This is a genomic window from Mycobacterium sp. NGS50, from assembly GCF_059812545.1.
On the sequence record NZ_JCALCW010000004.1, the window covers coordinates 154851 to 167511 of the forward strand.

13 protein-coding genes are annotated in these 12661 nt (G+C 69.2%); 9 read left to right on the forward strand and 4 right to left on the reverse strand.

All coding sequences use genetic code 11. The features are described 5' to 3' along the window. Positions 1 to 32 precede the first annotated feature (32 nt). On the reverse strand, positions 33 to 1835 hold the full coding sequence (locus AC5Y36_RS04755) for an AMP-dependent synthetase/ligase (protein ID WP_500039701.1): 1803 nt from the start codon (positions 1833 to 1835) through the stop codon (positions 33 to 35). Positions 1836 to 1982: 147 nt separating this feature from the next. Between AC5Y36_RS04755 and AC5Y36_RS04760 the strand changes: the two genes are divergently transcribed. The 5 genes from AC5Y36_RS04760 (at position 1983) to AC5Y36_RS04780 (ending at position 5299) form a co-directional block, all read left to right on the forward strand. After that, positions 1983 to 2378: a polyketide cyclase / dehydrase and lipid transport gene (locus tag AC5Y36_RS04760; protein ID WP_500039702.1), complete on the forward strand. Its 396-nt coding sequence runs from the start codon at positions 1983 to 1985 to the stop codon at positions 2376 to 2378. A 69-nt stretch (positions 2379 to 2447) separates the two neighbouring features. After that, positions 2448 to 2885 carry an SRPBCC family protein gene (locus tag AC5Y36_RS04765; protein ID WP_500039703.1) on the forward strand — a complete coding sequence of 146 codons (438 nt, stop codon included), beginning with the start codon at positions 2448 to 2450 and terminating at the stop codon, positions 2883 to 2885. Further along, complete coding sequence (locus AC5Y36_RS04770; RefSeq protein ID WP_500039748.1) at positions 2878 to 4128, forward strand: ArsA family ATPase; 1251 nt, start codon at positions 2878 to 2880, stop codon at positions 4126 to 4128. The genes AC5Y36_RS04765 and AC5Y36_RS04770 overlap by 8 nt, the downstream gene beginning before the upstream one ends. Continuing rightward, entirely contained in the window at positions 4125 to 4481 is a 357-nt protein-coding gene (locus AC5Y36_RS04775; protein WP_500039704.1) for a hypothetical protein, read from the forward strand. Before AC5Y36_RS04770 ends, AC5Y36_RS04775 begins: the two co-directional genes overlap by 4 nt. A gap of 89 nt (positions 4482 to 4570) precedes the next feature. Further along, positions 4571 to 5299, forward strand: a complete 729-nt coding sequence (locus tag AC5Y36_RS04780; RefSeq protein ID WP_500039705.1) for a lysophospholipid acyltransferase family protein — start codon at positions 4571 to 4573, stop codon at positions 5297 to 5299. 10 nt (positions 5300 to 5309) lie between these two features. Here the strand turns inward: AC5Y36_RS04780 and AC5Y36_RS04785 are convergent, their stop codons facing one another. Further along, positions 5310 to 6581 (reverse strand): glycosyltransferase 87 family protein, encoded by a 1272-nt coding sequence (locus tag AC5Y36_RS04785; protein ID WP_500039706.1) that lies wholly within the window; start codon positions 6579 to 6581, stop codon positions 5310 to 5312. Between the two features lie 82 nt (positions 6582 to 6663). Between AC5Y36_RS04785 and AC5Y36_RS04790 the strand changes: the two genes are divergently transcribed. From AC5Y36_RS04790 to AC5Y36_RS04800, 3 genes are read left to right on the forward strand one after another with little or no spacing between them, the layout of a single operon-like run. Beyond that, positions 6664 to 7548, forward strand: a complete 885-nt coding sequence (locus AC5Y36_RS04790) for a hypothetical protein (RefSeq protein WP_500039707.1) — start codon at positions 6664 to 6666, stop codon at positions 7546 to 7548. Continuing rightward, a complete protein-coding gene (locus tag AC5Y36_RS04795) occupies positions 7545 to 8036 on the forward strand; it encodes a polyadenylate-specific 3'-exoribonuclease AS (protein ID WP_500039708.1) in 492 nt (163 codons plus the stop codon). Before AC5Y36_RS04790 ends, AC5Y36_RS04795 begins: the two co-directional genes overlap by 4 nt. Positions 8037 to 8070: 34 nt before the next feature. After that, the gene (locus tag AC5Y36_RS04800) at positions 8071 to 9468 is read left to right on the forward strand and encodes a class II 3-deoxy-7-phosphoheptulonate synthase (RefSeq protein WP_500039709.1); all 1398 of its coding nucleotides are present in this window, start codon (positions 8071 to 8073) and stop codon (positions 9466 to 9468) included. Between the two features lie 66 nt (positions 9469 to 9534). Here AC5Y36_RS04800 and AC5Y36_RS04805 read toward each other — a convergent pair whose 3' ends face one another. Then, positions 9535 to 10674 carry a protein kinase domain-containing protein gene (locus AC5Y36_RS04805; RefSeq protein WP_500039749.1) on the reverse strand — a complete coding sequence of 380 codons (1140 nt, stop codon included), beginning with the start codon at positions 10672 to 10674 and terminating at the stop codon, positions 9535 to 9537. Positions 10675 to 10744: 70 nt separating this feature from the next. On the opposite strand from AC5Y36_RS04805, the gene AC5Y36_RS04810 reads away from it, so the two are divergent. Further along, complete coding sequence (locus AC5Y36_RS04810; protein ID WP_500039710.1) at positions 10745 to 11149, forward strand: Rv2175c family DNA-binding protein; 405 nt, start codon at positions 10745 to 10747, stop codon at positions 11147 to 11149. Here the strand turns inward: AC5Y36_RS04810 and AC5Y36_RS04815 are convergent. Continuing rightward, on the reverse strand, positions 11136 to 12650 hold the full coding sequence (locus AC5Y36_RS04815) for an alpha-(1->6)-mannopyranosyltransferase A (RefSeq protein ID WP_500039711.1): 1515 nt from the start codon (positions 12648 to 12650) through the stop codon (positions 11136 to 11138). The two genes, AC5Y36_RS04810 and AC5Y36_RS04815, sit on opposite strands and share 14 nt — an antisense overlap. Positions 12651 to 12661 lie beyond the last annotated feature (11 nt).

The window sequence follows — 12661 nt, forward strand, 5'->3', positions numbered from 1 at the left end:
TTACTAGGGCACTTTTGCGGCTGCTCGCGCCTCTAGTCCTTGGCGTAGATCGCCTCGATCTCGCCGGCGAACTTCTCGGCGACCACCTTGCGCTTGACCTTCATCGTCGGGGTCAGCTCCCCGGTCTCCTCGGTGAAGTCGACCGGCAGGATCCGGAACTTGCGGATCGACTCGGCGTGCGACACCGCGGTGTTGGCCTGCTTGATCGCGGCCTCCACCTCGGCAAGCAGGTCCGGGTCGGTCGCCAGATCGCCCACCGACGCGTCCCGGTTCTTGCCGTTGCGCTGCTTCCAGCCGTCGAACGCCTCGGGGTCGATGGTGATCAGGGCGCCGATGAACGGTTTGGCGTCGCCGACCGCCATCGCCTGGCTGATCAGCGGGTGCGCCCGCAGCTGATCCTCGAGCACCGCCGGGGCGACGTTCTTGCCGCCGGCGGTCACGATGATCTCCTTCTTGCGGCCGGTGATGGTCAAGAAGCCGTCGGCATCGACGGCGCCCAAGTCGCCGGTCTTGAACCAGCCGTCCGACAGCGCCTCGGCGCTGGCCTCCTCGTTGCGCCAGTAGCCGCTGAACACCACCCCGCCGCGCACCAGCACCTCGCCGTCATCGGCGATGCGCATGCTGTTGCCGGGCACCAGCTTCCCGACGGTGCCGATCTTGAAATCACCGACCTGGTTGACCGTGATGGCCGCGCAGGTCTCGGTCAGGCCGTACCCCTCGTAGATGGTCAGGCCCACGCCGCGGTAGAAGTGGCCCAGCCACACGCCCAGCGGTCCGCCGCCGGAGATCGACGCGCTGCAGTCACCGCCGAGCGCGGCCCGCAGCTTGTGGTAGACCAGCCGGTCGAACAGCGCATGCTTGGCGCGCAGCCACAGCCCGGGACCACCCTCGTCGGCGGCCTTGCTCCAGTCCACGGCGGTCTGGGCGGCCATCGCGAAGATGCGGCCCTTGCCGTCGTTGGCGGCGTTCTGCGCGGCGGTGTTGTAGACCTTCTCGAACACCCGCGGCACCGACACCACCACGGTCGGTTTGAACACCGCGAACATCGGCACCAGATTCTTGATGTCGCTGGTGAACCCCACGGTGACCTTGTTGGCCATCGCGCCCAGCGTGATCGCCCGCGCCAGCACATGCGCCAACGGCAGGAACACCAGCAGGCGGCCACCCTTGACCAGCAGGGTCGGCAGCACCTCCTTGGCGCCGCGGGTCTCGTAGACCAGGTTGGCGTGGGTGAGCTGGCAGCCCTTGGGCCGGCCCGTGGTGCCCGAGGTGTAGATCAGGGTGGCGGGGGCGTCGGAGCGCAGACCGTCGATGCGGGCGGCCAATTCGGCCGGGTCGACCGCGCTTCCGGCCGCGGCGAGCTCGTCGAGCGCGGAAGGCCCGTCACCCTCGATGTGCAGCACCCGGCGCATCGCGGGCAGCTCGTCGGCGATGCTGGCGACCAGGGTGGCGTGCGCATCGGTCTCCGCGATCAGCAGCACCGCGGCGGAGTCCTGCATCACCCAGCGCACCTGGTCGGCCGACGACGTTTCGTAGATCGGCACGGTGACCGCCCCGGCGGCCAGGATCGCCAGATCCAGGATCGTCCACTCATAGCGGGTGGCCGACAGCACCGCCACCCGGTCGCCGGGCTGCACACCCTGGGCGATCAAACCCAGTGCGGTCGCCCGGATCTGGGCGGCCGCGGCGGCGCAGCTGACATCGATCCAGGCGCCGTCGACCAGCCGCTGATAGAGCGCGAAGTCGGGGTCGTCGCGCTCGTGTTCGAACACGGCGGCAACCACGGTGTCGCGCTCGCCGACCGTGAACGGGGCAGGAGCAGTGTATTCACGCACGTAACTGACCTCTTTCGAGCTACAAGCCTGTGGGCGTTTCGCGGTGCCAGCCTAGTCGGCGCCCGTCGGCGGCTGTGACGGTGTTCACGGTCCGCCCGGCCCGCTGCCCGGTGCGGCGCCCGATGATCCGTATGTGAAGCTAATGAGATGAGCAGCATCCAGGTCGCCGACCAGACATTCGTCGCGGCCGACGCCGCCCGGGTCGGTGCGGCCGTCGGTGACCCGTCGAGCTGGCGGCGGTGGTGGCCCGATCTGCTGCTGAGCGTGGTGGAGGACCGCGCCGAGAAGGGTGTGCGCTGGTCGGTGGCCGGTCCGTTGACCGGCACCATGGAGGTCTGGCTGGAGCCGGCGCTGGACGGCGTGGTGCTGCACTACTTCCTGCACGCCGAGCCGGCCGGGGCGACGGCCCAGCAGCTGGCCAAGATGAACCTGGCCAAGATGACGCATCGCCGCCGGGTCGCCGGCAAGAAGATGGCCTTCCAGGTCAAGGCGACACTAGAGGTCTCGCGTCCGGTGGGGGTCGCTCCGCTGGCACCGGCCTGACAACAGATCACCCGGCGGCGGGTACCGTTCCTCCCTGGGGGCGGCGGGAAGTGATAGGGAAGCGACCAGGTGGCGGATAAGACGGCGCAGACGATCTATATCGAGGCGGATCCGGGCACGGTGATGAAGGTCATCGCCGACATCGGTTCCTACCCGGACTGGGTGTCGGAGTACACCGAGGCCGAGGTGCTGGAGTCCGACGCCGACGGCTACCCGAAGGTGGCCCGGCTGGTGCTGGATGCCGCCGTGCTCAAGGACACCATGGTGCTGACCTATGAATGGCCGGCCGACCACAGCTCGGTGCGCTGGTCGTTGGTGTCCGGTGCGTTGCTGCGCGCCCTCGACGGTGAATACCGGCTCACGCCCAAGGGATCCGGCACCGAGGTCACCTACGAGCTCTCCGTGGACCTCGCCATCCCGATGATCGGCCTGCTCAAACGCAAGGCCGAACGCCGGATCACCGACACCGCGCTCAAGGACCTGAAGAAACGAGTCGAGGCTGAGTGACCTTCCCAACTCCACACCGGCCCGGATCAGCCTGTTCGTCGGCAAAGGTGGAGTAGGCAAATCCACCCTGGCGGCCGCGACCGCGGTCGGGGATACCCACGCAGGGCAGCGGGTGCTGCTGGTGTCGACCGACCAGGCGCACTCGCTCGGTGATGTCCTCGGTGTGGCGGTGCCCACGACCGGCCAGCACGACCCGCTGCGGGTGATCACCGAGGAGACCGGCTCGCTGGACGCCCTGGCGCTGGACACCGCGGCGCTGCTGGAGACCCGCTGGCGCGCGGTCGCCGACGTGCTGGCCGGGCGTTTCCCGGAATCGGAGTTGGGCAACGTGGCACCCGAAGAACTCTCGGCGGTGCCCGGGATCCAGGAAGTGCTCGGCCTGTACCGGGTCGGGGAGTTGGCCATGTCCGGGCAGTGGGACCAGATCGTGGTGGACTGTGCGTCCACCGCCGATGCGCTGCGGATGCTGACCCTGCCCGCCACCGTCGAGTTCTATCTGGAGCGGGCCTGGCCGCGTCACCGTCGGCTGTCCACCGCCGTCGACGATGCGGCATCCGTGGCGGTGGTGGACCTGTTGGAGCGGATCAGCGCCGGCGCCGAAGCGCTGGGTGCGCTGCTGACCGACGGTGAGCTGGTGAGCGCGCATCTGGTGCTGACCGCCGAACGCGTGGTCGCCGCCGAGGCCGTCCGGACGCTGGGTTCGCTGGCGCTGATGGGAGTCCGGGTCGCCGAGCTCATCGTCAATCAGGTTCTGGTGCAGGACGATTCCTACGAATACAGCAACCTGCCCGACCATCCGGCCTTCGACTGGTACGCCGAACGCATCGCCGAGCAGCGCACCGTCCTCGACGAGATCGACGCCGCCATCGGGGACGTGGCGCTGCTGCTGGCCCCGCACCTGCCCGGTGAACCGATCGGGGCCAAGGCGCTGGGCGAACTGCTCGACAACGTCCGTCGCCGCGACGGAGCACCGCCGCCGGGCCCGCTGCGGCCGGTGGTGGACCTGGAGTCCGGGTCAGGATTGGGCTCGGTGTATCGATTGCGGCTAGAGTTGCCGCAGGTCGATTCCGGCACCCTGACATTGGGCCGGGTCGACGAAGACCTGATCATCGGCGCCGGCGGCATGCGGCGCAGGGTGCGGTTGGCGTCGGTGTTGCGAAGATGCACGGTGTCCGACGCGACCCTGCGTGGCAGCGAGCTGACGGTGCGATTCCGACCCGACCCGGAGGTGTGGCCGAAGTGAGCGGCATACATCCCGACCTCGGCGAGCTGGGGCCCGAGTTGCGCAAGGTCGCGCAAGCCATCCTGGACGGTCTCGACCCGGCGATCCGGTCGGTCGCGGCGCTGGCGTCGGCCGGCCAGCCCGGCAAATGCCAGCAGGTGTGGTGCCCGGTGTGCGCGCTGGCCGCCCTGGTCAACGGCGAACAGCACCCGCTGCTGAGCGTCATCGCCGAGCACAGCACCGCGCTGCTGGCGGTGATCCGCCTGATGGTCGCCGACCCCGAGTCGCCCGCGCCGCCGCCGGACGGCCCGGGTGACGATCCGCCGCCGGCCCGCAACCGGTATCAGCACATCCCGGTCAACGTCGAGGAATGAGTGCCGCTCACATGAGGTGTGGTGGCATCCACACCGGGTGAGTAAAGTTGGCGCAAAGCACTGTCCGGTGTGGGCAAGTGGGAGGGTTCATGTGGTATTGGTTTTTCAAGTACATACTCCTGGGCCCGTTGCTGGCGCTGCTCGGCCGACCGAAAGTCGAAGGCTTGGAGCACGTCCCGGACAATGGCGCGGTGATCCTGGCCAGTAACCACCTGGCGGTGATGGACAGCTTCTACCTTCCGCTGGTGGTGCGGCGGCGGATCACGTTTTTGGCCAAGTCGGAGTACTTCACCGGCACCGGCATCAAGGGCTGGTTCAACCGGTGGTTCTACACCGTGGTGGGGCAGGTGCCGATCGACCGCACCGACGCCGACGCCGCGCAGGCCGCACTGAACACCGCGGAGCGACTGCTGGCCGACGGCAAACTGTTGGGCATGTACCCCGAGGGCACCCGGTCGCCGGATGGCCGGCTGTACAAGGGCAAGACCGGGCTGGCCCGGCTGGCGCTGCAGACCGGGGTTCCGGTGATCCCGGTGGCGATGATCGGCACCAACGTCGTCAACCCGCCGGGAACCAAGATGTTGCGGTTCGGGCGGGTCACCGTGCGGTTCGGCAAGCCGATGGACTTCTCCCGCTTCGACGGGCTGGCCGGCAACCGGTTCATCGAACGGGCCGTCATCGACGAGGTCGTCTACGAGCTGATGCGGCTGTCCGGGCAGGAATACGTCGACATCTACGCCGCCAGCCTCAAGAACGGCCACGCACCCGCCGATGCCGCGGACTCGGCGACCCGCATTCCGGAGTCCGCCGCCGGCTGACCCGTTGCGGTCAGGCCCGGGCCGACACCGGCTGGGCCGGCGCCCCGGCAGGGGATCGAGGCGTTGCGGTCAAGGTGAGACCGGCGACGACAAGGAACGCCAGCGCCCACCACAGGTAGGAGACCCCGACCAGCTGACGCCACAGCGGTGCGGTGGTCTCGTGGTTTTCCGGCAGCAGTTTGATCGGGGTGACCACCGTCATCAGCACTCCCAGCCCGCTGATCACCCCCAACGCGGTGGCATGGCGCCGGTAGGCGACCACACCGCTGACCACCACCGCCGGCAGCATCCACACCCAGTGGTGTGACCACGACACCGGCGAGACCACCAGCCCGAACAACGCGACGCAGATCAGCGCGCAGGTGGGTTCGTCGGCGGCCAGCACCCGCCGCGTCGCCCACACCGCGACGGCCAGCACTGCCAGCGCCGCCACCAGCCACAGCAGCGAGCGCTCCTGGCCGGTCAGCGACATCCGGGCCAGCACGCCGGCCACATTCTGGTTGGTGTTCAGGGCCGCCCCACCGATGCGGTCGGTGTGGCGGATGGTGTTGGTCCAGTACTCCCAGGAGTCGTGCCAGGCCAGCGCGACACCGGCCACCGTGATGGCCGCGAACGAGGCCAGGGCGGTCAGGGCCGCTCGGCCGTCGCGGCGCAGCAGCAGGTAGAGCACGAACACCGCCGGGGTCAGCTTGAGCGCGATCGCCAAGCCCAGCAACAGCCCGCGGGGCCACGGGGTGCGCGACGGCACACAGTCGGCGATCACCAACGTCATCAGCACCACGTTGATCTGACCGAACGCGAAGTTCGACGAGATCGGCTCCATCCAGATGGTGGCCGGCGCCACGATCGCCGCGGTCAGCCAACCGCGGCGCAGCCAGGCGGGGCCGGGCGCCACCTGCGAATCCGCCCACACGTCGAGCCGGGTCAGCAGGATCATCGTCGCCACCATCAGCAGCACGAACGTGACCAGCGTGATCGCGGCGCTGGCCGCCGGCAGCGACAACCAGGCCAGCGGGCAGAACGCGATCGCCGCGACCGGGGGATAGGTGAACGGCAGACTCAACCCGGTGGGGGTCTCGAACAGCGAATCCTTCTCGTAGAGCGGCTGGCCGTTCAGCCAGGCCCGGCCGCCCATCCGGTAGACGTCCAGGTCGATGCGATAGGGCGTGTGCCCCAGCAGACGCCAACCGGCGTAGCCCAGCGCTGCGGCGGTCACCAGCTGGAACAGGCGCCATGCGACGACTCGCCCGCGCGCCACGTCTGGTGACCGCGATGTACTCATGTTGAGCAACAGCCTATCGGCTGCGGCCGCCGTGCCGACTGTCATCCGGACGTGGCGCGCCACCGGCGGGTACGTTTCTTAGGTGCTCGAGTGGTTCCGGGACGACATCATCCACCGCGGTCGGTTGCCGCTGCTGTGCTGCCTGCTGGCGTTCATGCTCACCTTTTTGATCACGCGGACCACCGTGCGCTTCGTCCGTCGGCAGAACGCTCGGGGCGCGGAGCCCAAATGGTGGCAGCCGCGCAACGTCCACGTCGGGACCAAACACATCCACCACGTGGTGTTCGGCATCATCCTGGTGATGGTCTCCGGGGTGACCTTGGTGGCGCTGTCCAACCACGGGCGCGACTTCCAGTTCGTCGTGGCGGCCACCGTGTTCGGTATCGGCGCCGCGCTGGTGCTCGACGAGTACGCGCTGATCCTGCATCTGGCCGACGTCTACTGGGAGGAGGACGGCCGGTCCTCGGTGGACGCCGTTTTCGCCGCGACCGCCGTGACCGGGCTGTTGGTGCTGGGCTTTCACCCGTTGACGTTCCTGCTGGCCATCTGGCATGACACCCACTCGGTGCTGATCCGCGACGCCGCCATCGCCGGGGTGTTCTCGACGCTGCCGTTGGCGGTGGTGGTGGTGCTCAAGGGCAAGGTGTGGACCGGTCTGCTCGGCATGTTCTTCTTCCCGCTGCTGGTGATCGGCGCGATCCGCTCGTCGCGCCCGCACGCGCCGTGGGCCCGGTTCCGCTACACCAACCATCCCGAACGGATGCACCGCGCGCTGCAGCGGGAACGCACGCTGCGCCGGCCCGTCGTGCAGGCCAAGCTGTGGCTGCAGGATGCCATCGCCGGCTCACCGCACCTGCCCGACGATCGGGCCGTCGACGCGCAGCTGGACCGGGAGGTGCACGCCGCGCCGCCGCCGACCGGGCCGATCCCGATCATGCGGATCACACCGCAGGGCACGCCGCGTTGAGGTACTTCTACGACACCGAGTTCATCGAGGACGGTCGCACCATCGAGTTGATCTCGATCGGCGTGGTCGCCGAGGACGGCCGCGAGTATTACGGCGTGTCCACCGAGTTCGACCCGGGCCGGGCCGGACGCTGGGTGCGGACCCACGTGCTGCCCAAGCTGCCGTCCCCGGCGTCGCCGCTGTGGCGCTCACGCAGTCAGATCCGGGCGGACCTGGAGGCGTTCCTGGGGGTCGGCGGTGATGAGCCGATCGAGCTGTGGGCCTGGGTGGCCGCCTACGACCATGTGGTGCTGTGCCAGCTGTGGGGGGCGATGCCGGCATTGCCGTCGGCGATACCGCGGTTCACCCGGGAGTTGCGTCAGCTGTGGGAGGACCGGGGCAGCCCGATGCTGCCGCCGCGGTCGGCCGGCACCCATGACGCGCTGGTCGACGCCCGCGACCAGCTGCGGCGGTTCCGGATCATCACATCCGGCGACGATCAGCCCTGATCGGCGCCGCTCCGCAGCTGGGTACCATATACGCGTGAACTGGACCGTTGACCTCCCGATCGACCAGCTGCCCGCGCCGCCGCCGCTGCCGGGCGACCTGCGGGCCCGGCTGGATGCCGCGCTGGCCAAACCGGCCGCCCAGCAGCCGAGTTGGCCGGTCGAGCAGGCCGCAGCGATGCGCACGGTGCTGGAAAGTGTGCCGCCGATCACCGTGCCGTCGGAGATCGTCCGGCTGCAGGGGCAGCTGGCCCAGGTCGCGCGCGGTGAGGCGTTCCTGCTGCAGGGCGGCGACTGCGCCGAGACGTTCGTCGACAACACCGAACCCCACATCAAAGCCAACATCCGCACCCTGCTGCAGATGGCGGTGGTGCTGACCTACGGGGCCAGCCTGCCGGTGGTCAAGGTGGCCCGCATCGCCGGCCAGTACGCCAAGCCGCGCTCGGCCGACATCGATGCGCTGGGCCTGAAGTCCTACCGCGGTGACATGGTCAACGGCTTCCCGGCCCAGGCCGAGATCCGCGAACACGACCCGTCGCGGCTGGTGCGCGCCTACGCCAACGCCAGCGCCGCGATGAACCTGGTGCGCGCGTTGACGTCGTCGGGTCTGGCGTCGCTGCACCTGGTGCACGACTGGAACCGCGAATTCGTGCGCACCTCGCCGGCGGGCGCCCGCTACGAGGCGCTGGCCGGGGAGATCGACCGCGGCCTGAAGTTCATGACCGCCTGCGGCGTCGCCGACCGCGAACTGCAGACCGCCGAGATCTACGCCAGCCATGAGGCGCTGGTGCTCGACTACGAACGGGCCATGCTGCGGCTGTCCAGCGCCGACTACGGCGAGGAGGGCACTCCGGAGCTCTACGACCTCTCGGCGCACTACCTGTGGATCGGGGAACGCACCCGCCAGCTCGACGGTGCGCACATCGCGTTGGCCGAGGTGATCGCCAACCCGATCGGCGTCAAGATCGGGCCGAGCACCACGCCGGAGCAGGCGGTCGAATACGTCGAGCGCCTCGACCCGCACCACCAGCCGGGCCGGCTGACCCTGGTGAGCCGGATGGGCAACAACAAGGTGCGTGACCTGCTGCCGGGGATCATCGAAAAGGTGCAGGCCACCGGGCATCAGGTGATCTGGCAGTGCGACCCGATGCACGGCAACACCCACGAGGCGTCCACCGGATACAAGACCCGCCATTTCGACCGGATCGTCGACGAGGTGCAGGGCTTCTTCGAGGTGCACCGGGCGCTGGGCACCCACCCGGGCGGCATCCACGTCGAGATCACCGGCGAGGACGTCACCGAGTGTGTCGGTGGCGCCCAGGAGATCTCGGACGCCGACCTGGCCGGGCGCTACGAAACCACCTGCGACCCGCGGTTGAACACCCAGCAGTCGCTGGAGTTGGCGTTCCTGGTCGCGGAGATGCTGCGGGATTAACTTTCGCCGAGCGTCGGGTTATGTCACGCTTCCGTCGAAATCGCGTGCATTAACCCGACACTCGCGCTACCACAGATCAAGCAGGTGACTGCCGAGTGACCAGGCCGCGGCGGTGACCAGCCCGGTACAGGTCAGCACGATGACGAGCCAGATCAGCACCATCCGCCGGGCTTGCTCTCGTGCCGCGATGAACGCACCGATCTCGATACCGGCGAATTGACCTGCCACGCCCCGGTGTTCGTCCCCTGGGTTGCTCGGCGGAGCCGGAGTGGGCTCGGCCGCGCTGAACCCCGGATCGGCGCGGGTGAATTGGCGGGTGCGGGTGGCCGACTCGTGTTGGGCCGAGCGTCGCGGTGTGGGCACCCGGAACGGCGGCAGGTCCAACTCGTCGGCGACAGCGTCCAGTGCGGCACCCATCTGGCCCGCGTCGGGGAACCGGCTGGAGGGGTCACGGGCGGTGGCGTGGGCGACCAGGGCGTCGAATTGTGTTGGAACACCGTCGATCACGGCGCCCGGCGGCGGCACATCATGGTCCAGTCGCTGGTAGGCCACCGCCAGAGTGGAGTCACCGGAGAACGGCGTGTGTCCGGTCAGCAGTTCGTAACACAGGATGCCGACCGCGTAGACGTCGCTGTGCGGTCCGGCGTTGCCGTCGCGGACCTGTTCGGGGGATAGGTAGGCGGCTGTGCCGAGGATGACGCTGGCGGAGGTGATTCCGGCCTCGGCGACGGCGCGGACCAAACCGAAGTCGACGATTTTCACCTCACCGTCGTCGGAGATCAGAATGTTCTCCGGTTTGATGTCGCGGTGCACCAGGCCGGCGCGATGCGCCACCGCCAGCGCGCCGAGCACCGGGCGCAGCACCGCCGCCGCTGCGTGCGGTGGCATCGGGCCGCGTTCGTTGAGCAGCTCGCGCAGTGTGCCGCCCTCGACGAGTTCCATCACCAGAAACGGGCGGCCGCCGTCGGTGCCCTGGTCGTACACCGCGACCAGCCCGGGGTCCTTCAGCCGCGCGACCGCCCGCGCCTCGAGCTGAAACCGGCTCAGGAACTGGGTATCCCCGGCATAGCGGCCGTCCATCACCTTCAGCGCGACCGGGCGATCCAGTCGCACGTCCAGTCCGCGGTACACCGTCGACATGCCGCCGGTCGCGATCTTGGCGTCAACCCGGTACCGGCCCTCCAGCAGCACGTGCGGATGCCCCATCACCCAGACATCGTAGGGGTGCCGGGCTCGCGCGGCGCTGAACGTCCCCGCCAGGTTCTACACTGGCCCGGTGAGCAGCATTCCGGCCGGCGACGACGTGTTGAGCCCCGACGAGCCGACCTACGACCTGCCCGAAGTGGCCGAGTTGCTGGGTGTACCGGTCACCAAGGTGCAGCAGCAGTTGCGCGACGGGCATCTGGTCGCGGTGCGCCGCAACCGGGTCGTGGTGGTGCCGCGGGCCTTCTTCACCGACAGCGGGGACCTGGTCAAACTGCTGCCGGGCCTGCTGGTGGTGCTGCGCGACGGCGGCTACCACGACACCGAGATCCTGCGCTGGCTGTTCACCCCCGACCCGTCGCTGACCATCACCCGGGACGGGGCCCGCGACCCGATCGACAATGCCCGCCCTGTCGACGCGCTGCACGCCCACCAGGCGCGTGAGGTGATCCGCCGGGCGCAGGCTATGGCGTACTAGGCGAATCCGCCGCGGGTTCCGGCGCCCGGTACAGGGTGGACCAGGCGAAGGCCGCCGCCGTTGCGGCGATACCGACGTGCACCCACGAGTACATGCCGTGTGCCCCGTCGGGCCGGAAGATCACCATGACGTAGGTGGACAACGCGGCGATCGTCGCCAGCGCCACCCGGGACTGCGCCACCGCGGCCGCCACCGCCAGCGGCCAGGTGTAGTACCAGGGCAGCGCGGCGGGCACGAACAGCACCACGATCAGCATCGCCAGGGTGATGCCGACCACCGCGGATCGATCATCGCGGCGGAACCGCCACCACAGCAGCGGCAACGATACGGCGATGATCACGACGCCGATGATGCGGGTGACGTGCAGGACGGCGTAGAAGTTGACCGGCACGAACCAGCCGCCGACGGCGTGGATCAAGTTCGCGGTCGCGGTCGGCACCGTCAACGCGTTGATGATCTTCACGTTGCCGGCCAGCAGGGCGGTCAACCATCCCATGCTGACCCCGGCGAGGGCGGAAAACGCCGCGAACACCGCGACCAGAATCAGCGCCGACGCCGCGGCGGCGGCCGCGAACGCCGGCAGCGTGCGATAGCCGCGCTGATCGCGCAGGTGGCGCATCCACACCCACACCAGAAACGGCATGGCGATCCCGGCGGTGACCTTGACCGCCGCCGCCAGCGCCACCACCGTGATGCCGGCGACGTGGTGGCGCTGCAGGGTCAGCGCGATGCCGGCGGCCATCAGTCCCACCATCAGCATCTCGTTGTGCACCCCACCCATCAGGTGGATGATCACCAGCGGGTTGAGGGCGCAGATCCACAGCGCGGCCGGCCCGTTTCCGCCGACGTGGCGGGCCACCCGCGGTGCCGCCCAGATCAGCAGCGCCAGCCCCGGCAGCATGCACAGCCGCAGCAGCATGGTGCCGGCGACGACGTGATCGCCGACCACCATGGTGATGAACTTGGCCACCAGGATGAACGCCGGGCCGTACGGGGCGGTCGTCGAGGTCCAGATCGGGCTGACATCGTCGAGCAGCGGATTCGGGTTTTCCACCGGGCCCACCAGGTAGGGATCCAGCCCGTCGCGCAGCAGCGCGCCCTGCGCCAGATAGGAATAGGTGTCGCGGCTGAAAACCGGCACCGAGGCCAGCAGCGGCGCCAACCAGAATCCGGTGGTGGCGATCAGGGTGTATTCGGTGGCGGTGCCGTCAACGACGTGGCGGCCCAGCCGCAGCCAGGCGATCAGCATCAGCGCGACCCCGCACCACAACAACACCGAGGACAGCACCAGGCCGTGGCCGAACCGCAGCCAGGACAGATGGGTGGCCTCCAGCAGCGGGTCGTGCACCCGGATGCTGCCGGCCCCCAGCCCGCCGGTGGTGATCAGTACGGCACCCAGGAAGCCCACCAGCGCCGGCCGGCCCTGGGGACTGGTCGCGAACTGTTGCAGTCGGGTGCGGGCGGCGGCCGGGGAGGCAGTCGAGGCTGTCGGTGTGGGCATCTGCGTTCAGG

Coding starts and splice junctions, on each gene's coding strand:
- AC5Y36_RS04815 (WP_500039711.1), bottom strand. CDS start 12,650: ATGCCCACACCGACAGCCTCGACTGCCTCCCCGGCCGCCGCCCGCACC.
- AC5Y36_RS04780 (WP_500039705.1), top strand. CDS start 4,571: ATGTGGTATTGGTTTTTCAAGTACATACTCCTGGGCCCGTTGCTGGCG.
- AC5Y36_RS04760 (WP_500039702.1), top strand. CDS start 1,983: ATGAGCAGCATCCAGGTCGCCGACCAGACATTCGTCGCGGCCGACGCC.
- AC5Y36_RS04785 (WP_500039706.1), bottom strand. CDS start 6,581: ATGAGTACATCGCGGTCACCAGACGTGGCGCGCGGGCGAGTCGTCGCA.
- AC5Y36_RS04805 (WP_500039749.1), bottom strand. CDS start 10,674: ATGGGGCATCCGCACGTGCTGCTGGAGGGCCGGTACCGGGTTGACGCC.